This window comes from Amycolatopsis sp. lyj-109 (genome assembly GCF_046548995.1).
Lineage (GTDB): Bacteria > Actinomycetota > Actinomycetes > Mycobacteriales > Pseudonocardiaceae > Amycolatopsis.
The window spans coordinates 1-17,566 of sequence record NZ_JAJPWR010000027.1 but is presented as its reverse complement, the minus strand read 5'-3'; the positions used below and the strand labels follow the sequence as shown (position 1 = coordinate 17,566).

Annotated in this window: 15 protein-coding genes and 1 pseudogene; 8 read left to right on the top strand and 8 right to left on the bottom strand. The window is 71.5% G+C overall.

Annotation, left to right across the window (positions count from 1 at the left end):
• Positions 1-57 precede the first annotated feature (57 nt).
• The 3 genes from ACLJQF_RS39985 to ACLJQF_RS39975 are packed head-to-tail and all read right to left on the bottom strand — an operon-like array spanning position 58 to position 4,003.
• Positions 58-930 carry a phosphotransferase gene (locus tag ACLJQF_RS39985; RefSeq protein WP_410615501.1) on the bottom strand — a complete coding sequence of 291 codons (873 nt, stop codon included), beginning with the start codon at positions 928-930 and terminating at the stop codon, positions 58-60.
• Positions 915-1,733 carry a siderophore-interacting protein gene (locus ACLJQF_RS39980; protein WP_410615500.1) on the bottom strand — a complete coding sequence of 273 codons (819 nt, stop codon included), beginning with the start codon at positions 1,731-1,733 and terminating at the stop codon, positions 915-917. The genes ACLJQF_RS39985 and ACLJQF_RS39980 overlap by 16 nt, the downstream gene beginning before the upstream one ends.
• Positions 1,730-4,003, bottom strand: a complete 2,274-nt coding sequence (locus ACLJQF_RS39975) for an ATP-binding cassette domain-containing protein (protein WP_410615499.1) — start codon at positions 4,001-4,003, stop codon at positions 1,730-1,732. Before ACLJQF_RS39975 ends, ACLJQF_RS39980 begins: the two co-directional genes overlap by 4 nt.
• A 76-nt stretch (positions 4,004-4,079) precedes the next feature.
• On the opposite strand from ACLJQF_RS39975, the gene ACLJQF_RS39970 reads away from it, so the two are divergent.
• Entirely contained in the window at positions 4,080-4,895 is an 816-nt protein-coding gene (locus ACLJQF_RS39970) for a TetR/AcrR family transcriptional regulator C-terminal domain-containing protein (protein WP_410615498.1), read from the top strand.
• Here ACLJQF_RS39970 and ACLJQF_RS39965 read toward each other — a convergent pair.
• The 3 genes and pseudogenes from ACLJQF_RS39965 to ACLJQF_RS39955 all read right to left on the bottom strand — a co-directional run bounded on the left by ACLJQF_RS39965 (position 4,873) and on the right by ACLJQF_RS39955 (position 8,113).
• A complete protein-coding gene (locus tag ACLJQF_RS39965; protein ID WP_410615590.1) occupies positions 4,873-5,640 on the bottom strand; it encodes a methyltransferase domain-containing protein in 768 nt (255 codons plus the stop codon). The two genes, ACLJQF_RS39970 and ACLJQF_RS39965, sit on opposite strands and share 23 nt — an antisense overlap.
• Positions 5,614-5,817: pseudogene (locus tag ACLJQF_RS39960) on the bottom strand (ferrous iron transport protein A); the annotation flags it as partial. The gene ACLJQF_RS39965 and the pseudogene ACLJQF_RS39960, both read right to left, overlap by 27 nt.
• 49 nt (positions 5,818-5,866) lie before the next feature.
• Positions 5,867-8,113, bottom strand: a complete 2,247-nt coding sequence (locus ACLJQF_RS39955) for a terpene synthase family protein (RefSeq protein WP_410615589.1) — start codon at positions 8,111-8,113, stop codon at positions 5,867-5,869.
• A gap of 160 nt (positions 8,114-8,273) precedes the next feature.
• On the opposite strand from ACLJQF_RS39955, the gene ACLJQF_RS39950 reads away from it, so the two are divergent.
• Positions 8,274-8,570: a GNAT family N-acetyltransferase gene (locus ACLJQF_RS39950; RefSeq protein ID WP_410615497.1), complete on the top strand. Its 297-nt coding sequence runs from the start codon at positions 8,274-8,276 to the stop codon at positions 8,568-8,570.
• Between the two features lie 152 nt (positions 8,571-8,722).
• Complete coding sequence (locus ACLJQF_RS39945) at positions 8,723-9,739, top strand: S1 family peptidase (protein WP_410615496.1); 1,017 nt, start codon at positions 8,723-8,725, stop codon at positions 9,737-9,739.
• Between the two features lie 55 nt (positions 9,740-9,794).
• Here the strand turns inward: ACLJQF_RS39945 and ACLJQF_RS39940 are convergent, their stop codons facing one another.
• Complete coding sequence (locus ACLJQF_RS39940) at positions 9,795-10,436, bottom strand: SAM-dependent methyltransferase (RefSeq protein ID WP_410615495.1); 642 nt, start codon at positions 10,434-10,436, stop codon at positions 9,795-9,797.
• A gap of 77 nt (positions 10,437-10,513) precedes the next feature.
• Positions 10,514-12,091: a discoidin domain-containing protein gene (locus ACLJQF_RS39935; protein WP_410615494.1), complete on the bottom strand. Its 1,578-nt coding sequence runs from the start codon at positions 12,089-12,091 to the stop codon at positions 10,514-10,516.
• Between the two features lie 170 nt (positions 12,092-12,261).
• Here ACLJQF_RS39935 and ACLJQF_RS39930 point away from each other — a divergent pair, with 170 nt between their 5' ends.
• From ACLJQF_RS39930 to ACLJQF_RS39910, 5 genes are all read left to right on the top strand, one after another.
• On the top strand, positions 12,262-12,990 hold the full coding sequence (locus tag ACLJQF_RS39930) for an SDR family oxidoreductase (RefSeq protein WP_410615493.1): 729 nt from the start codon (positions 12,262-12,264) through the stop codon (positions 12,988-12,990).
• Positions 12,991-13,087: 97 nt separating this feature from the next.
• Positions 13,088-14,287, top strand: a complete 1,200-nt coding sequence (locus ACLJQF_RS39925) for a cytochrome P450 (RefSeq protein ID WP_410615492.1) — start codon at positions 13,088-13,090, stop codon at positions 14,285-14,287.
• A 309-nt stretch (positions 14,288-14,596) separates the two neighbouring features.
• The gene (aspS, locus tag ACLJQF_RS39920) at positions 14,597-15,811 is read left to right on the top strand and encodes an aspartate--tRNA(Asn) ligase (RefSeq protein ID WP_410615491.1); all 1,215 of its coding nucleotides are present in this window, start codon (positions 14,597-14,599) and stop codon (positions 15,809-15,811) included.
• Positions 15,812-15,820: 9 nt separating this feature from the next.
• Positions 15,821-16,648, top strand: coding sequence for an SCO6745 family protein (locus ACLJQF_RS39915; protein WP_410615490.1), 828 nt, complete (start codon positions 15,821-15,823; stop codon positions 16,646-16,648).
• Positions 16,649-16,712: 64 nt separating this feature from the next.
• A complete protein-coding gene (locus tag ACLJQF_RS39910) occupies positions 16,713-17,468 on the top strand; it encodes an SDR family NAD(P)-dependent oxidoreductase (RefSeq protein WP_410615489.1) in 756 nt (251 codons plus the stop codon).
• Positions 17,469-17,566: the final 98 nt, after the last annotated feature.

Below are 17,566 nucleotides of genomic sequence, written 5' to 3'. Positions count from 1 at the left end.
GCACCGAAGGCCGCCTTGGGGCGCTTGGGTTGGGGAGCGTCAACACGGTATCGCCGATCAGAGTGCCCGCTGAGCCCCGTCCAGGTTCTCGGCCAGCCAGGCCGAAACGAACCGCTCCCGCTCCGCGTTCGTGTCCTGCCGCGGCACCATCTCCGCCAGCATGATCAAGCCCAGGTACACCCGGTACAACGTCAGCCGCCGGCGGGCCGGTGCGTCGAGGGGGGCCGATCCGTACCCCTCCAGCAGGGGTGCGTCCACGTCGTGGAAGAGCGTCAGCGAAACGAACTCCGCCACCGGGTCGCCCCAGAACGCGCGCTCGGCGTCGATGATGCCCGACACCCGGTCGCCGTCGAGGAGGATGTTGCCGGCCCACAGGTCGAAGTGGACCAGCACCGGCGTCGTGACCTGCGCCAGCAGCGGCTCGTGGCGACGCACCAGGTGGGCGATCTCCGCCGCCGGTCGGGGCAGGCGCACGCGGAATCGGACGGCGTCGGCCAGGATCGCGTCCACCATCGCCGTGAACGCCGAGAACCACGTCGGGTGCAGCGGGTCCTGGAGGTAGCCGAAGCCGTCGCCGGTCGTCTCGTGCAGGCGCGCCACGACCGCGCCCAGTTCGGTGCGCAGGTGCGGGCCGGCGCCGGGCGTCCGGTTCCACGGCTCGCCCGGCACCTCCGTCATCAGCAGGAACCCCGGCCCCGCGCCCACCACCGACGGCAGTGGCCCGGACGCCAGGCGGTAGTACTCCGCCTCCGTCGCCAGCAGGTCGTGTTCGTACGTCAGGCCGGGTGCGGACGGCGCGATCTTGAGCACCAGCCGCCGTCCGTCCGCCAGCCGCAACCGGACCGCCCGGTTGTACGTCCCGCCGCCGAGGTCCTCGGCTGTCACCACCGAAGCCGGGTCGATGCCCGATGCCGTCAGTTGCCCTTCCACCCGGCCGAGTCTCCCAGCTTTTCCGCCGCGTCGGCCAGGTCCTCCGCGGTCGGGGCGTCGTCCTGGGTCAGGCTGCGCCGCCAGTAGCCGGTGAACTCGATGACGCTCTTGTCGAAGCCGCGTTCGGCGACGAGGTGACGGCGCAACGCCCGGACCGTCGACGCCTCCCCGGCCAGCCACGCCGCCACCGAGCCGTCGGGCAGCTTCGCCGCACGGACCGCCTCCAGGAGACGGCTGCCGTGCTCGGCACCGTCCCGGTGCAGCCAGTGGACCTCGCCGGGCAACGGCTGCTCCTCCGCCGCGTCCGCGACCTCGACGAACGCCACCGCGTTGTCCACTTCGGACAAAAGAGAGGCGATGGCCGGGATCGCCGTGTCGTCGCCCGCGCACAGCAGGATGTCCGTTGTGGACAGTGGCCGCCGGTAGGCCGGGTCCGGGCCGTACCGGCCGAGGACGTCACCCACCGCGGCCCGGGAAGCCCACGCGGTGGCCGGCCCCGCCGAGCCGGAGTGCAGCACGAAGTCGACGTCGATCGTGCCGCCATCCCGTGAGCGCACCGTGTAGCTGCGCATCACCGGACGTTCTTCGGAAGGGATCGCCAAGTACGCCTGGTACCAGCGCATGACGTCGCCATCGGCCGACGGCAGCCGCACCGGGCGGCCCGGTGGCGGGAACAGGAGCTTGAGCTGCTGGTCCGGCCACGGCTCCAGGCCGGCCAGACCGGCGCCGGTGAAGGTGACACGCACGGTGCGCGGGGTCACGCGCCGGACCGCCGTCACTTCGAGCAGACCGGTCGGGTTCACGGCTTCCCCAGGTATTCGCGCAGGTGGCGGGCAGTCAAGGTCGAGGCATCCGCGACGAGCGCGGCCGGCGTGCCTTCGAAGACGACCCGGCCGCCGTCGTGGCCGGCGCCGGGGCCGAGGTCGATCAGCCAGTCGGCGTGGGCCATCACGGCCTGGTGGTGCTCGATGACGATCACCGTGTTGCCCGCGTCGACGATCCGGTCGAGCAACGCCAGCAGCTGGTCGACGTCGGCGAGGTGCAGCCCGGTCGTCGGCTCGTCGAGGATGTACGTCGAACCCTTCTCGGCCATCCGGATCGCCAGCTTGAGCCGCTGCCGCTCGCCGCCGGACAGCGTGGTCAGCGGCTGCCCGAGCGTCAGGTAGCCCAAGCCGACGTCGGCGAGCCGGTCGAGCACCGTCCGCGCGTTGCCGCCTGCGAAGAATTCGCGGGCCTCGGCGACGGACATGGCCAGGACCTCGCTGATGTTCTTGCCGCGCAGTTCGAAGGTCAGCACCTTGGGTGTGAACCGCTTGCCCTCGCACTCTTCGCAGACCGACGCGACCCCGGCCATCATCGCCAGGTCCGTGTAGATCACGCCGAGGCCCTTGCACTTCGGGCAGGCGCCTTCGGAGTTGGCGCTGAACAGGCTCGCCTTGACGCCGTTGGCCTTGGCGAACGCCGCCCGGATCGGGTCGAGCAGGCCGGTGTAGGTCGCCGGGTTGGACCGGCGGGACCCGCGGATCGCCGACTGGTCGACCACGACGACGTCGTCGCGGTGGGCCAGGGAGCCGTGGATCAGCGACGACTTCCCGGATCCGGCCACCCCGGTGACCACGGTCAGCACGCCGAGCGGGACGTCGACGCTGACGTCGCGCAGGTTGTGCAGCTTCGCGCCGGTGATCCGCAGGTGACTCGACGGCTTGCGCACCTCCGAGCGGAGCGTCACCCGGTGGTCGAGGTGGCGGCCGGTGAGCGTCCCGGACGCGCGCAGGCCGTCGATGCTGCCGGTGTAGCAGAGCCGCCCGCCCGCGGCGCCCGCACCGGGACCGAGGTCGACGACGTGGTCGGCGATCCGGATCGTCTCCGGCTTGTGCTCGACGACCAGGATCGTGTTCCCCTTGTCCCGCAGGCAGAGCAGCAGGTTGTTCATCCGCTCGATGTCGTGCGGGTGCAGCCCGACGGTCGGTTCGTCGAAGACGTAGGTGACGTCGGTGAGGCTGGACCCCAGGTGCCGCACCATCTTCACGCGCTGCGCCTCGCCGCCGGAGAGCGTCGCGGACTCGCGGTCGAGCGAGAGGTAGCCGAGGCCGATCTCGACGAGCGAGTCGAGGGTGTCGCGCAGGTTGCCCAGCAGCGGCCGGATCGACGGCGCGTCGAGGTTCCGGACGAACTCGGCGAGGTCGCTGATCTGCATCGCGGCGCAGTCGGCGATGTTCCGGCCGTCGATCTTCGCCGACAGCGCGGCCTGGTTGAGCCGGGCGCCGCCGCACTCGCCGCAGGTCTTGAAGGTGGCGGCCTTCTCGATGAACCCGCGGACGTGCGGCTGCAGCGAATCGGTGTCCTTCTGCAGGTAGAGCCGCTTGACCTTGACCGCGAGGCCTTCGTAGGTGAGGTTGCTGGTGCCGACCTTCACCTTGCACGGCCCCTTGTGCAGCAGGTCGTCGAGCTGCTCCGGCGTGAAGTCGCGGATCTTCGTGTCCGGGTCGAAGAACCCGGAGGCGATGTAGATCTGGACGTACCAGCTGTCGGGCGCCCAGCCGGGGACGACGACCGCGCCCTCATTGAGCGAGCGGTCGAAGTCGAGCAGGGCGTGGACGTCGAGGTCCGAGACCCGGCCGAGGCCCTCGCAGGCCGGGCACATGCCCTCGGGCAGGTTGAAGCTGAACGCGCCGGACGTGCCGACGTGCGGTTCGCCGAGCCGGGAGAAGGCGATCCGCAGCATCGCGTAGGCGTCGGTCGCGGTGCCGACGGTGGAGCGCGAGTTGGCCCCCATCCGCTCCTGGTCGACGACGATGGCCGCGCTCAGGTTCTCCAGCAGGTCGACGTCCGGGCGCGACAGGCTCGGCATGAACGACTGGAGGAAGGCGCTGTAGGTCTCGTTGATCAGCCGCTGGGACTCCGCCGCGATGGTGCCGAAGACCAGGGACGACTTGCCGGAGCCGGAGACGCCCGTGAACACCGTGAGCCGGCGCTTCGGGATGTCCAGGTCGATGCCGGTCAGGTTGTTCTCCCGGGCCCCCCGGACCTCGATCACGTCGTGGGTGTCGGCGGCCCGCCTGGGTGAGGTCATACCGTCCTTCTTGATAGTTTAGGCTGTAAAGTGATTGTCCATCGTACATTACTTTATGGTGTAAGGAGTCGGCAAGGTGGTCGTCTTCGCGGGTCAGGGCGACGCCCGGCGGTCCATGGAGCTGCTGTGGGGGCCGCGAGTGGTGGCGCCGCGCACGGGCCCCGGCCCGAAGCCGGGCCTGTCCGTCGAGGCGATCGTCGCGGCGGCCATCGAGATCGCCGACGCCGACGGCATGACGGCGCTGTCGATGCGGTCGGTCGGCGAACGGCTCGGCCGCACGGCGATGGCGCTGTACACGTACGTTCCGGGCAAGACCGAGCTGGTCGACCTGATGTACGACCGCACGCTGAGCGAGCTGCCGTCGGCGTACCCCACGTCGTCCGGGTGGCGCCCGGCCGCGCTGGCCCTGGCCGGTGCGCTGTGGGACCTGCACCTGCGGCACCCGTGGCTGTTGCAGGTCTCGCCTGCTCGCCCGGTGCTCGGGCCGGGGGAGTTCCACGTGCAGGAGACGCTGCTCAGCGTGCTGGCCGCGACGGGGCTGCCGCTGTCCCGGGTGCGCTGGGTGGTGGCGGCGCTGTTCAACATCGTGCGCGGGTCGGTGCAGACGGCGGCGGAATCCCGCCAGGCGGCGCGCGAGACCGGACAGTCCGAAGAGGACTGGTGGTACGCGCGGTCGGCGTTGCTGGGCGAGCTGACGCCGGACCTCGCGGCGCGGTTCCCGACGGTGGCGCGCCTGGGGGAGGAGGGCGCGTACGAGGCGCCGGCCTCCGCCGAGCCCTACCTCGAGCGGGAGGCCCGGCTGTCGTTCGAGGCGGGCCTGGAGCTGCTGCTGGACGGCGTCGAGGCGGCGATCGTCAAGGCAGCGATCATCAAAGCTTCCGGGCCTCGATGAGGAACCTCGTCGTGTGGGCGGCGAACGGGCCGTCGCGCTCGATCTTCTCGTGCAGCTCGCGCAGCTTGCCGCGGTACCGGCCGACCGTGAAGCCGGGGACCATCCAGATCACCTTGCGCAGGAAGTAGACCACCGCGCCGATGTCGGAGAACTCGGTGCGCAGCGACTCCGAGCGCAGGTCGACGACCTCGAGGCCGGCCTTCGCGGCCGCCTCGACGGCGTGGTCCGGGTGCCGGCTGTTGCGGGCTTCGTCAGGTTGCGCACCGAGGAAGAACTCGACCAGCTCGAACACGCTCGCCGGGCCGACCTGCTGGGAGAAGTACGTTCCGCCGGGGCGCAGGACACGGGCGATTTCGGCCCAGTCGGTCGTCACCGGGTGGCGGCTGGAGACGAGGTCGAACACGGCGTCGCCGAAGGGGAAGCCCGCGGTGGCCACGACGACGACCCCGCGCGGGCGGAGCCGGGCCGCCGCCTTCGCGACGTTCGGCGGCCACGACTCGGTCGCGGCCATCAGCGGCGGCAGGGACGGGCAGCCGTCGAGGACTTCGCCGCCGCCCGTCTCGAGATCGAGGGCCGCCTTCGCGTTCTCGAGCCGTTCGCCGAGCAGACGCTGGTAACCCCACGACGGCCGCGCTTCGGTGGCGCGGCCGTCGAGCCAGGAGAAGTCCCAGCCGTCGACGGACACCGCCTCGGCCTCGGCCACCAGCGCGTCGAACTTCGACTTCCGGACCGGCGGCGGAGGCACCGGCTTGGCGAGCGCGACGGCGTCGAACGCGACCACGACCGGGCCGCGCCGGGTCTCCACCGTGCAGGTCGATTCGTCGCGGGCCACGAGGGTGCCGAGCGCGTCGGTGAAGCCGCCCTCGATCCGGTGGCGCACCACGACGCGCGTGCCCAGGGGCAGGTCCCGCAGCAGGGTCACGAAACGCACGCTCACGCCACCGAGTATCACCCGTCGCCGGGACCGCGGTTCAGTGCCCCGCGGGCAGCAGGGACGAGATGCGCAGCGACGACGTCCCGATGCCGTTCGGGCCGCCGAAGACCGGAACCGGCGTCGGGTGGTAGCCGAGCTCCGGCTCGGTGTAGCGGCCGACCTTCTCGTGCCAGTTCAGGATGCCGGCCATCCAGTCGCGGAACTCCTGGACGTACTCCAGCAGCATCTCCTGCACCTCCGGCTCGATCGCGTAGTCGCGGAACAGGGTCGGCAGCTCGATCGCCGCCGCGTGCTCGAACTCCGCCGCGCGGGCGTGGACCAGGTCGGTCACCACTTGGAACGCGCGCTCCTCCGGGCAGTCCAGGAAATTGCGCACCACCAGCACCGCGTTGTGCAGCTCGCCCTCGTACTGGATTTCCTTGCGGTAGGAGTACAGGTCGTTGATCAGGCAGGCGACGTCGGTCGCCGTGTGCTCGATCGCCTGCACCGGCCGGGTCCGGTACAGCGCGGGCGGCACCGCGCGGCCATGCGAGAACCGCGAAAGGCTCATCGTCAGGTCCGAACCGAACGTCCGGCGCCGCATCTCGAGGTAGTCGATCGGATCCGGGATCCGGTTCTGCGCCTGGTTCGCCAGCTCCCAGAGCCAGCTCGACGTCATCGTCTCCACGGCCCGGCGCACCGCCCGCCGGTTTTCCGGGGCCAGCTCGGCCGTGGTCCGCGGCCAGAGGTCGGCCAGGCCCGCCTCCAGCGCGGTCGACGGTGCCGGCATCGGCGAGCCGTCCACCGGCATGAACGCGGACAGGCGGAGGGTGGCCGCCTTCGCGCCCGCGAGGTCGCGCGTCGCGCCGAACACCGCCGGGTAGTAGTCGTCGGCGTAGGTGCCCCAGGTCAGCCAGTCGCTCGTGACGTCGAGCCCGTCGGCCGTCGCGTCCGGGTGGATGCCGGCCGCGCACAGCGGCAGGTCGGCGGCCCGCAGCTTCCGCTCGTCCCACACCACGCCGTCGAGGATGCCCGTCCGCCGCGCCCAGTCCACGTTGCGGACCCGGCACGCGTCGAGGTGCGGGCTGAGCCGCAGCGGGAACGGCACGTCGACCGACGGCCGGGGCACGTCGACCGCGCGGAACGGCGTCGAGCTGTGGGCGCGGAGGCGTTGCGGCGCGGTGGCGAGCACCGAGGCGAAGATGCGCGCCGCGGACATCCCGAGGTCGGCGGCCCCGCCGAGTTCGGGGCCGCCGCGGGCGGCCAGCGCGCCTTCGTTCATGTACCGGCTGGACCGCAGGTGCCATTCGTGCCCGCCGGACTGCCAGTCCTGCAGGCCCTTGACGTAGGCGAACGTCGCCGCGCGCGCGGCCGGGTCGACGCAGTGCTTCTCCGACAGGCAGTGCTTCTCCGACAGCGGGTCGTCGAACAGCGCGGGCACCTCGGTGAGCGCGGTGTGCTCGAACTGGTGCAGCCGCGAGGTGATCAGGTCGTTGACCGCGTCGGCCGCCTGCTGGGTGCCCAGGCCGAGGAACTTCTCGAACACCAGCACGCCGTTGGACAGCTCGCCTTCGTCCTGCACTTCGCGCTGGTAGGAGAACAGGTCGTTGCGGAGGTGGACGCTGTCGGCGAAGCAGTCGCGCAGGACCTCCATCGGCCGGGACGCGGCGATCGCGTCGGGCACTTCGGCGTGCACCGAGTGCTCGACCAGGTTCGCCGACCACGGCGCGCCGCCGACCTTCCGGCGCATCTCGACGTACTCGATCGGGTTCGCGAGCCGGCCTTCGTTGATGTTGGCGAGCTCCCACAGCGACTCGTCCAGCAGCGCCTTCGTGCTCTCGACGAACCGGCGCCGCCAGCCGGCCGAGCGGTGCGGGACCGTCCGGTTCCACAGGTCGGCGAGGCCGCGTTCGACCGGGTTTTCCGGCGTCGCGGTGATTTCGCCTTCGGCGGGCATGAACAGCTCGAGCCGGTCGAGGTAGCCGCGGGCGCTGTCGATGTCGCCGGTGCGCTTGTACAGCTCGAGGAAGTGGTCGTCGAAGTAGAACACCCAGACGTACCAGTCGGTGATCAGGTCGAGCTCTTCGGCGCCGGCGTCGGGGTGGGTGTACGCGCAGAGCAGCGCGTAGTCGTGGGAGTCGAGGTCGTGCTCGGTCCAGATCACCGTGCCGTGCTGCGGCACGTCGATGATGTCCAGCTCGCGGGCCCACGCCTTGCTGTGTTCGCGCGCCCGGTCGAGGTGCGGATTCAGGCGCGCCGGGTAGGGCAGGTAGAACTCGGGGAGGACGAACGGCTGATCGGGCACCCCGCGAGGCAACCAGCCGGCCGCGGTGTCCGCCAAGGGGAACAGCCGCGAAGCACACGAACGGGACGGGCGCATCGCCCGGCCGGCCCAGCGGCGTGCCCGGCCCGATCGGCGCGCGGTGGCGGGCCGTCGCACGATGGTGTCCCCGAGAGGAGAGCTGATGACCGACGAAAACCGGGTGGTCGACAACCCGGACGAGGACCGCTACGAGCTGTGGCAGGGCGAAAAGCTGGCGGGCATCGCGCAGTACGACCGCCGCGGCGACCTCACCGTGTTCACCCACACCGAGATCGACGACGCCTTCGCCGGGCAGGGGCTGGGCAAGGTGCTGGCCGCCGGCGCGCTCGACGACGTCGTCGCCCACGGCCGGACGATCGTGCCGGTCTGCCCGTTCATCGCCGGGTACCTGAGGAAGCACCCCGGGTACGAGGACCACGTCCGCTGGCCTCGCGAGTAGGCCGGAAGGGCTGCGGGGTTACGCCGTTCGGGGTGGTCTGAGTGGTATGTCCGGTTCCCTTGGTTATTAACCAACCTTCGTCGGTGGTGCGTTGGTTGCCCGGCAACGAAAGTGTCGGCACCGGCTTCGAACGCCCACCCTGGAGGAACTTGATGACTCCCCGGAAGACCGCCCTCAAGACCCTCGCCGTCTTGTCGGCCGCCGCGCTGACCAGCGGCGTTTGCGCCTCGGCGGCCACTGCGTCCCCGCTGGCCTTCGCCGAACTGCAGGCCCACGCGATCACCGGCGCCACCCAGGTGGCGAACGCGCTCGGTGCGGCGTCCGGCGGCATCTACCTGGAAAACGGCAAGGCCGTCGTGAACGTCGTCGACGACGCCGCGATGCAGCGGGTGCAGGCCGCCGGCTTCACCGCGAAGAAGGTCAAGCACACCTTCGCCGCGCTCACCGGCGTCAAGAACCGGCTGGACGCGGTGAAGAACGTGCCGCAGACGGCCTGGGGGATCGACACCAAGACCAACCAGGTCGTGGTGAAGGTCTACGACGCGGCCAGCAAGGAGACCGCCGGAAAGGTCGCCGCGGCCGCCGCGCAGTACGGCGACAGCGTCCGCGTCGAGCACCGCACCGGCAAGCTGGAGCTCTACATCAAGGACGGCGACGCGATCCAGAACAGCCAGGGCCGCTGTTCGCTCGGCTTCAACGTGACGCGCGGCGGCTCGCCGTTCCTGCTCACCGCGGGCCACTGCACCAACCTCGGCGGCACCTGGTCCGGCGGTGACGTCTCCGGCGCGCAGGTCGTCGAGAGCGACTGCCCCGGAGCCGACTCGGGCCTGCTGACCCGCCCGAACGGCACCGGACCCGGCGAGGTCAACACCGGCCAGCAGATCACGAGCGCGGCCACCCCGACCGTCGGCGAGCAGATGCAGAAGCAGGGCTCGACCACCGGCGGCGGCAGCGGTGAGGTGACCTCGGTCGACGAGTCGGTCAACTTCGACGTCGGCGTGCTCAACCACGAGTTCGGCACCACCGCGCACACCGACCACGGTGACTCCGGCGGCCCGGCGTACGACGGCTCCAAGGGTCTCGGCACGCTGTCCGGCGGCGACACCGTGACCAGCTACTTCTATCCGCTCACCCTCGAGCTCCAGGCCTACGGCCTCGAGCTCGCCTGACCCCAAAGCGGCACTTTCACGTGAAAGTGCCGCTTTGGGCCGCAAAGCGTAGCTTTCACGTGAAAGTGCCGCTTTGGGCCGCGAGGCGGCGCGCGCGGTAGACGGCGTCGGTGTGGTGGCCCTCGCCGCGCGTCTCGCACGTCTCGACCACCCACGTCCAGGGGTCGCCGAGGTAGCCGGTGATCTCCTCGGGCTCGAAGAACAGCTCCTCCGGCGGCCGCTCGCCGTCGAACTGCCGCATGGCCTTCGGCGAGTGCCCGACGACGAGCAGCGAGCCGCCCGGCCGGATCGCCGCCGCGGCCGCCGTGAAGACGTCGCGGCGGAGGTCCGGCGGGAGGTGCATGTACTGCGCCGAGACCAGGTCGTACTGCGCCTCCGGCCGCCACTCGAGGATGTTGCGGTGCAGCCAGTTCACCGTCACGCCCGCCTCGGCGCCGGCTTCTTCCGCGCGGGCGAGCGCGGTGGTCGAGATGTCGACGCCGTCGACCGTCCAGCCCTGCTTCGCCAGCCAGATCGCGTCGCCGCCCTCGCCGCTGCCGAGGTCGAGCGCGTGCCCCGGTTTCAGGCCCTCGGCCTCGGTGCGCAGGTTGACGTTGACGTTCCCGCTCCAGATCCGGTGCTCGTCACGCTGGTACAGCGCTTCCCAGAACTCCTGCTTGAGCATGGCGTCGACGGTCATCGGGTGCTCGTGCGGCATGGTTCCTCCTCAAGGACGTCCTCCGAGCATGCGGACAACGTCCCCGAGAAGGCAAACTCTGTTGCCGATCTGGCAACTCAGGCCGTTCCGTACACCTGCAGCTCGTACAGCGAGTAGCCGTACGAAGTGCCCCGCGTGACGCCGTTCATCCGCACGTACCGGCCGGTGCCGGCCAGGCCGGCGAGGTCGTCCGTGCCGCCGTTGCCGGTCGTGGTGCTGTAGATCGTCGTCCAGGTGGTGCCGTCGGCCGACGTCTGGATGCTGTACGCCTTCCCGTAGGCGGCTTCCCAGGTCAGCTTGACGTGCGTGACGGACTTCGTGGCGCCGAGGTCGACGCGCAGCCACTCGGCGTTGCTGCCTTCCTTGGACGCCCAGCGCGTGCTGGTCAGGTTGCCGTCGAAGGCCGCGCCCGCCGGGTACGACGACGATTCGGTCGAGGACGCCGTCGCGGCTTTGCCCTGCGACAGCAGGGTTTCCGGACCGCCGGTGCCGGTGACCGTGACGCCGAGCGAGGCCGTCTTCGTCCCGCCGGTGAGGGTGATCGTCGCCGAGCCGGGGGTCGCGGTGGCCGCGGCGGCGACTGTGACGGTCGAGGTCCCGCCGGCCGGCACCGACGCGGGGGAGAAGGACACGGTCACGCCCGCCGGAGCGCCGCTCGCGGAGAGCGTGACGGCGTCGGTGGAGGTCGCGGTGGCCGTCGCCGACGCGCCCGGCGCGACCGACACCGACGACGGCGTGACGCTCAGGCCCGAGGTGCTTGCCGCGGTGAACGTCCAGCGGGCGGCGGTGCCGGAGCAACTGCCCGCGGTGAGCGTGGTGCCCGAGGCGCGGAAGCACTTCTTGCTCGTCTGGATGTCGGAGATGGTGCCGTCGGGGTTGATCGACCACTGCTGGGCCGGGCCGCCGGTGCAGGTCTGGAGCACGATCGAGCTGCCGGAGATGCCCGCGCACTTGTCGTTGCTCACGAGGAACGCGCCGTGGAAGGTGAACCGCTGCTCGGCGCCTCCGGTGCAGGCGGCCACTTTCAGCGTGCTGCCGCTGCTCGGCGCGGCCAGGCAGGTGCCGGTGGAGGTGTTGCGGTATTGGCCGACCGTGGTGTTCGGCTGCGCGCCGCCCCAGCACTCACCGGTGCTGGTGTTGAAGATCGGTGTGGCGTCGTAGAGCTCGTCCGACGGCGGGTCGACGACGACCGGTTCCAGCACCGGCGTGTTGTCGGGGTTGTAGTGCGTGAGCGCGTCTTCGCAGTCGATCGCGTCGAAGGCGCTGCCGCCCTTGCCGCCGAGCCAGAGGTCGATGTGGCGCAGGCCGGGACCGCCGTTCGGGCCCTGGCTGTTCCAGTCGTCGGAACACTCGTCGCAGCCGTCTTCCATGATGAAGTACTTCTTCACCCGCGGGACCCAGACCTTGGTGCCGGGCTTCAGTTCGTCGCTGCTGGTGGCGAAGGTGATCGGGTCGGCGTAGGTGCCCTTGCCGCCGGCCGTGCTGTGGATCTGCGGGTAGGCGATGTCCCCGCCCGGCGGGGTGTTGTCCCACCAGCCGTAGAAGGTGAGGAAGGTCGGCTGGGTGGTGGCCGCGCTCGCCGCCGGGGCGCCGGCGAGCGCGGCGGCCAGTGCGAGGAACAGGGTCACGACGAGCACGAGCGCGCGCCGGGTCATGCTGCCTCCGAGAGGACTGGGCGGACGATGACTGCGGCGTGGGTCCAGGTTCGCCGGACGGGGAGCCGCCGTCAAGACCTATTCGTAAAGTTTCCTAACGAACTGGGTTTCGTGTCCCGCTCGGCGGGAAAACCCGGTGGGAACGGGCTCTCCTCGGCGAAGATGGCGGCATGAGCGAACAGCGGGAAATCGTGGTCACCGGCGGCGGCACCGGGATCGGGCTGGCGATCGCCGCCCGGTTCGCGGCGGCGGGCGAGCGGGTGACCGTCACCGGGCGGCGCAAGGACGTCCTCGAAGCGGCGGCGGAGCGGATCGGCGCGCGGGCGGTGGCCTTCGACGCGAGCGACCCGGCGGCGGTGCAGGCCGCGCTGGCGGACCTGCCTTCGCGGGTGGACGTCCTGGTCAACAACGCCGGCGGCAACACCGACCGGGTCCGGGAGGCGCCCGCCGCCGGCGACCTGAAAGGCCTCGCCGACGCGTGGCAGGCGAACTTCGAAGCCAACGTGCTCTCCGCCGTGCTCGTCACCGCGGCGCTGAAGCCGCGCTTCGCGGACAACGTACGTGTCATGACTCTCGGCTCCATCGCAGCGAAGCAGGGCTCAGGCTCGTACGGCGCGGCGAAGGCGGCGATCGAGGCGTGGAACACCGATCTCGCGCGGCAGCTGGGGGCCGGGGGCACGGCCAACGTCGTCGCGCCGGGCGTCGTCCTCGACACGGAGTTCTTCCACGGCACGCTCACCGAAGAGTGGCTGAGCTCGCGGATTTCCGTGGCGTTCAACGAGCGGGCCGGCCGTCCGGAGGAGATCGCCGGCACCGTGTTCTTCCTGGCCGCTCCGGAAGCCGCGCACCTCACGGGTCAGGTCGTGCACGTGAACGGCGGCGCGTACGGCGCTCGCTAGGCCATCCGGGTCGCAAAAGCGGCGGGCGGCCCACGGCGGCCGCCGTCCTCTCCATGGTGGAAGTGTCGATACCACCGGAAGAGAGAGGTGATCCGCCGTGACGGCCGTACCCGCAACCCCGGCCCTCCCGACGACCCGGCCGGCCGGCTGCCCGTTCGACCCGCCCAGTGTTTACGCCACCCTCCGGGAAACCGCGCCCACGTCGAAGGTGCGGTGCCCGGCGGGCATGGACGCGCTCCTGGTGACGCGGTACGCCGACGTCCGGGCGGTGCTCGCCGACCGCACGATGAGCTCGCGCGGCGCGTCCTCGGTGCACGCGAACCCGAACGCCGACCTCGACTTCGAGGTCAGCCCCGGTTCGATCATCCAGCTCGACGGCGCGGCGCATGCGCGGCTGCGCAAGAAGGTGATCGCGGAGTTCACCGTGCGGCGCGTGGAGGCGCTGCGCGAGTACGTGAAGGAGCTGGTGGCGAGCCACCTCGACGCGATGCTCGCGAAGCCGGGCCACGCGGATCTGGTGCAGGACTTCGCGTTGCCGATCCCGTCGCTGGTGATCTGCGAGCTGCTCGGCGTCCCGTACGCCGACCGGTCGCACTTCCAGCGGCAGAGCACGACGCTGGTCAGCACGGACGCGACGCGCGAGGACGGCGAGCAGGCGTACGACGCGCTTTCGGGTTATCTGGCGGAGTTGTTCACCGAAAAGCAGCGGAATCCGCAGGACGATCTGTTCAGCAGGCTTTCGGTGGCCGGCGGCGATGACCCGCTGACGATGGAGGAGCTGGTCGTGCTCGGGCTGAGCCTCCTGGTGGCCGGCCACGAGACGACGGCCAACATGATCGCGTTGAGCACGCTGGTCCTGCTGGAGCACCCCGGGCAGCGTGACGTGGTGCTCGCCGCGCCGGAGCGGGCGGTGGAGGAACTGCTGCGGTACCTGTCGGTCGTGCAGTGGGGCGTGCTGCGGTACGCGACGGCGGACGCCCGGGTCGGCTCCCATCCGGTTCGCGCGGGCGAGTGGCTGGTGGCCGCGGTGAACTCGGCCAACCGAGACGAGTCGGTGTTCCCGGGCGCGGACAAGCTCGACTTCGACCGCGAGTCGCCGCGGACGCACGTGGCCTTCGGGTTCGGGGCGCACCAGTGTGTCGGCCAGCAGCTCGCGCGGGTGGAACTGCAGGAGGCGGTGACCGGGTTGTTCCGGCGGGTGCCCGATCTGCGGCTGGCGGTGCCGCGCGAGGAGCTGGCGTACAAGCACAACACGCTCGTGTACGGGGTCCGGGAGCTGCCGGTCGCCTGGGGCTGAGCGCGCGAGCCCAAAATGCGGAGGCTTCTTCGCGGCCCGCCGGTTACCGTGGTCGGCAACGCGCTGATGGAGACGAGTAGTCCCCGGATCGCACGGGTCCAGAGAGCCGCCGGTAGCTGGGAAGGCGGTCCCGTGCCCGGGCGGCGAAGACCCTCCGGAGTGCGGGGAGGAACGGCGTCCGCGCCCGATGCCCCGCCGGCCGGCCCCCGTCACCGGGCCGCGAAGAGGCCGCCTCCGGGCGGTGAAAGTGCGGTGGCACCGCGATTTCCCTGATCGCCCGCACTCCCGAGGGATTGCGTTGGGAGGGTGATGAGTTCTCGTGTTCTGGCCGCCGACCTGCCCCGGTACGCCGGCGACCGCGTCCGCGTCGCCGGCTGGGTGCACCGCCGGCGCCGCCTCAAGTCCGTCACGTTCGTCGTGGTCCGGGACCGCTCCGGGCTCGCGCAGGTCGTGCTGCGCGGTGCCGGGCCACCGGAGGAAACCGTCGTCGAGGTGCTGGCCACCGTGTCGGCGAACCCGCGCGCGCCCGGCGGTGTCGAGCTGATCGAACCCGTGGTGGAGGTACTGGCGGAAGCGGCGAAACCGCCGTTCGACCTGCACCGCCCGGCCGTCACGGCTTCGCTGCCCACGATCCTCGACCATGCGCCGGTCGCCCTGCGGCATCCCGCGCTGAAGGAGCGCTTCGCCGTGGCCGCGGCCGCCGTGCGCGGCTTCCGGTCCACTTTGGACGCACTCGGCTTCACCGAGGTGCACACGCCCAAGATCGTGGCGTCGGCGACCGAGTCCGGCGCGAACGTTTTCGGTATCGACTACTTCGGCCGCCCCGCCTACCTCGCGCAGTCGCCGCAGCTCTTCAAGCAGGCGCTCGTCGGCGTGTTCGAACGCGTCTACGAGGTCGGCCCGGTCTTCCGCGCCGAGCCGCACGACACCGCCCGGCACCTCGCGCAGTACACCAGCCTCGACGTCGAGCTCGGGTTCATCCGCGACCACCACGACGTCATGGCCGTGCTGCGCGACGTCCTGGCCGGGATGGCGGACCCGGCGCTGGTCACCGTCCCCGCCGAGATCCCGGAGATCCACTTCGCGGCGGCGCTGGACCTGGTGGGCGCCCCGGCGGACGAGCCGGACCTTGCCCCCGCGCACGAGCGGGTGCTGTCGGAGTGGGCGCGGCGCGAGCACGGGTCGGACTTCCTGTTCGTGACCGGCTACCCGATGGCGAAACGGCCGTTCTACACGCACCCGGACCCGGCGCGGCCCGGCTACTCGAACAGCTTCGACCTGCTCTTCCGCGGCGTGGAGCTGGTGACCGGCGGCCAGCGCCTGCACCGGCACGCCGACTACCTCGCGGTGCTGGGCGAAGCCGCGCCCGAGTACGCCGGCTACCTGCAGGCGTTCGCGCACGGCATGCCACCCCACGGCGGTTTCGCGATCGGTCTGGAACGCTGGACGGCGCGGCTGCTCGGCGCCGCGAACGTCCGGGAGGTCACGCTGTTCCCGCGCGACCTGCACCGGCTGACCCCGTGAGGAGGGCTCGTGACCGCTCGTCGCCTGTGGGCGGCCGTGGAACCGCTGCACGCCGTCGTCTACTTCGCACCCCAGACGGCCGAAGCGGCGAAGGCGGCCGGCCTGCGCGGCTACTGGATGGGCTACTTCGCGGGGCGCCTGGCGCCCTTGGGCCCGATCGGCCCCGTGCCGGCGACGGCGATGCTGTTCGGCTTCGCGCCGTCGATGGTGGCCCGGGCGTTGCCGGATGCGTGGTCGTTCGCCGCGCCCGAGGCCGTCGTCGGCTCGCGGATCGAGGCGGTCGCGTCGGCCTTGCGCCCGGTCGCGGCCGACGTCTCGGAGCTGAGCGCGCTGCTGTGGCGGGCGGTGGACGCGTGCGAGTTCGGCGGGCGTCCGCTCGCGGCGGCGTGGGCGGCGGTGCCGGAGCCGGCGGACCCGCTGTCGCGGCTGTGGCTGGCGGCGACGATCCTGCGTGAGCACCGCGGCGACGGCCACGTCCTGGCGGCCGTCCACGCGGGGTTGAGCGGCTTGGAGACGACGCTCACCCACATCGGTGACGGGGTGCTCGCCCGCGCGGACATCCAGCCCCACCGCGGCTGGTCGGACGCCCAGTGGGACGCGGCGGTGGACCGGTTGCGGGCCCGCGGCATCCTCGACGCGGACGGCGTCCTGACCGACGCGGGCCGCGAGCTGCGCCGCGGGATCGAAGACGACACGGACCGCCTGGCGGCGGCGCCGGCCGAGGCACTGGGCGCCGACGTCGAGCGGCTGCTGGAGCTGGCGGTGCCGCTGAGCCGGGCGGTGATCGACCGCGGGCTGGTCACCATGCCGAACCCGGTGGGCGTCCCGCGTCCGTGAGGTGTCGATTCCGGGTGCGGCCGTTCGACGCACCGGTGAACGCACCCGGACATCGGAGGATTTCATGACGTTGCTCGCCGGCAAGAACGCGATCGTCTACGGCGCCGCGGGCCGGATCGGCACGGCCGTCGCCACCGCTTTCGCCGAGGAAGGCGCGCGGGTGTTCCTCGCCGGCCGGACCGGCGCCCGGCTCGACGAGGTGGCGGCCCGCATCCGCGAGGCCGGCGGCCGGGCCGACACGGCCGAGGTCGACGCCCTCGACGAGCGAGCGGTGGACGAGCACGCCGCCGCGGTGGCCGCCGAGGGCGGGATCGACGTCTCGTTCAACCTGATCGGCCACGGCGACGTCCAGGGCACGCCGCTGGTGGACATGGCGCTCGCGGACTACGAACGCCCGGTGGTGACGGCCGTGCGCACCCAGTTCCTGACCGCCCGCGCGGCGGCCCGCCACATGATCGGGCGGCGGTCCGGGGCGATCCTGTTCTTCGGGGGAGCGGGCGAGCCGGTGCGCGAGTTCGCGGTGGGTGGGCTGCAGGTGGCGTTCCACGCCCTGGAGGCGATGCGCCGCCAGCTCGCGGCCGAGCTCGGCCCGCACGGGATCCGCACGGTGACGCTCCGCACGGGCGGCATCCCGGAGACGCTCCCGGCGGGCTTCCCGGGCCGCGACGCCATCGAGGAGAGCATCGCGGCCAAGACGATGCTCGGCCGCACGGCCACGCTGGCCGACGTGGGCGCGGTGGCGGCCTTCGTGGCGTCGGACCGGGCGGCCTCGATGACGGCGGCGACAGTCAACGTCAGCTGCGGCGCCCTGGTCGACTAGCGGGTGCGCTGTTCGGCGGCTTGTCGTGAGTGGTATTTAGGGTTCTAACCCTAAATACCACTCACGACAAGCCGCGGCAGACCACCCGACTACCGCAT

Excerpts from the sequence above, each read along its gene's own strand:
- ACLJQF_RS39975 (WP_410615499.1), bottom strand. The coding sequence starts at position 4,003 with ATGACCTCACCCAGGCGGGCCGCCGACACCCACGACGTGATCGAGGTC.
- ACLJQF_RS39950 (WP_410615497.1), top strand. The coding sequence starts at position 8,274 with ATGACCGACGAAAACCGGGTGGTCGACAACCCGGACGAGGACCGCTAC.
- ACLJQF_RS39945 (WP_410615496.1), top strand. The coding sequence starts at position 8,723 with ATGACTCCCCGGAAGACCGCCCTCAAGACCCTCGCCGTCTTGTCGGCC.
- ACLJQF_RS39940 (WP_410615495.1), bottom strand. The coding sequence starts at position 10,436 with ATGCCGCACGAGCACCCGATGACCGTCGACGCCATGCTCAAGCAGGAG.
- ACLJQF_RS39935 (WP_410615494.1), bottom strand. The coding sequence starts at position 12,091 with ATGACCCGGCGCGCGCTCGTGCTCGTCGTGACCCTGTTCCTCGCACTG.
- ACLJQF_RS39930 (WP_410615493.1), top strand. The coding sequence starts at position 12,262 with ATGAGCGAACAGCGGGAAATCGTGGTCACCGGCGGCGGCACCGGGATC.
- aspS (WP_410615491.1), top strand. The coding sequence starts at position 14,597 with ATGAGTTCTCGTGTTCTGGCCGCCGACCTGCCCCGGTACGCCGGCGAC.
- ACLJQF_RS39910 (WP_410615489.1), top strand. The coding sequence starts at position 16,713 with ATGACGTTGCTCGCCGGCAAGAACGCGATCGTCTACGGCGCCGCGGGC.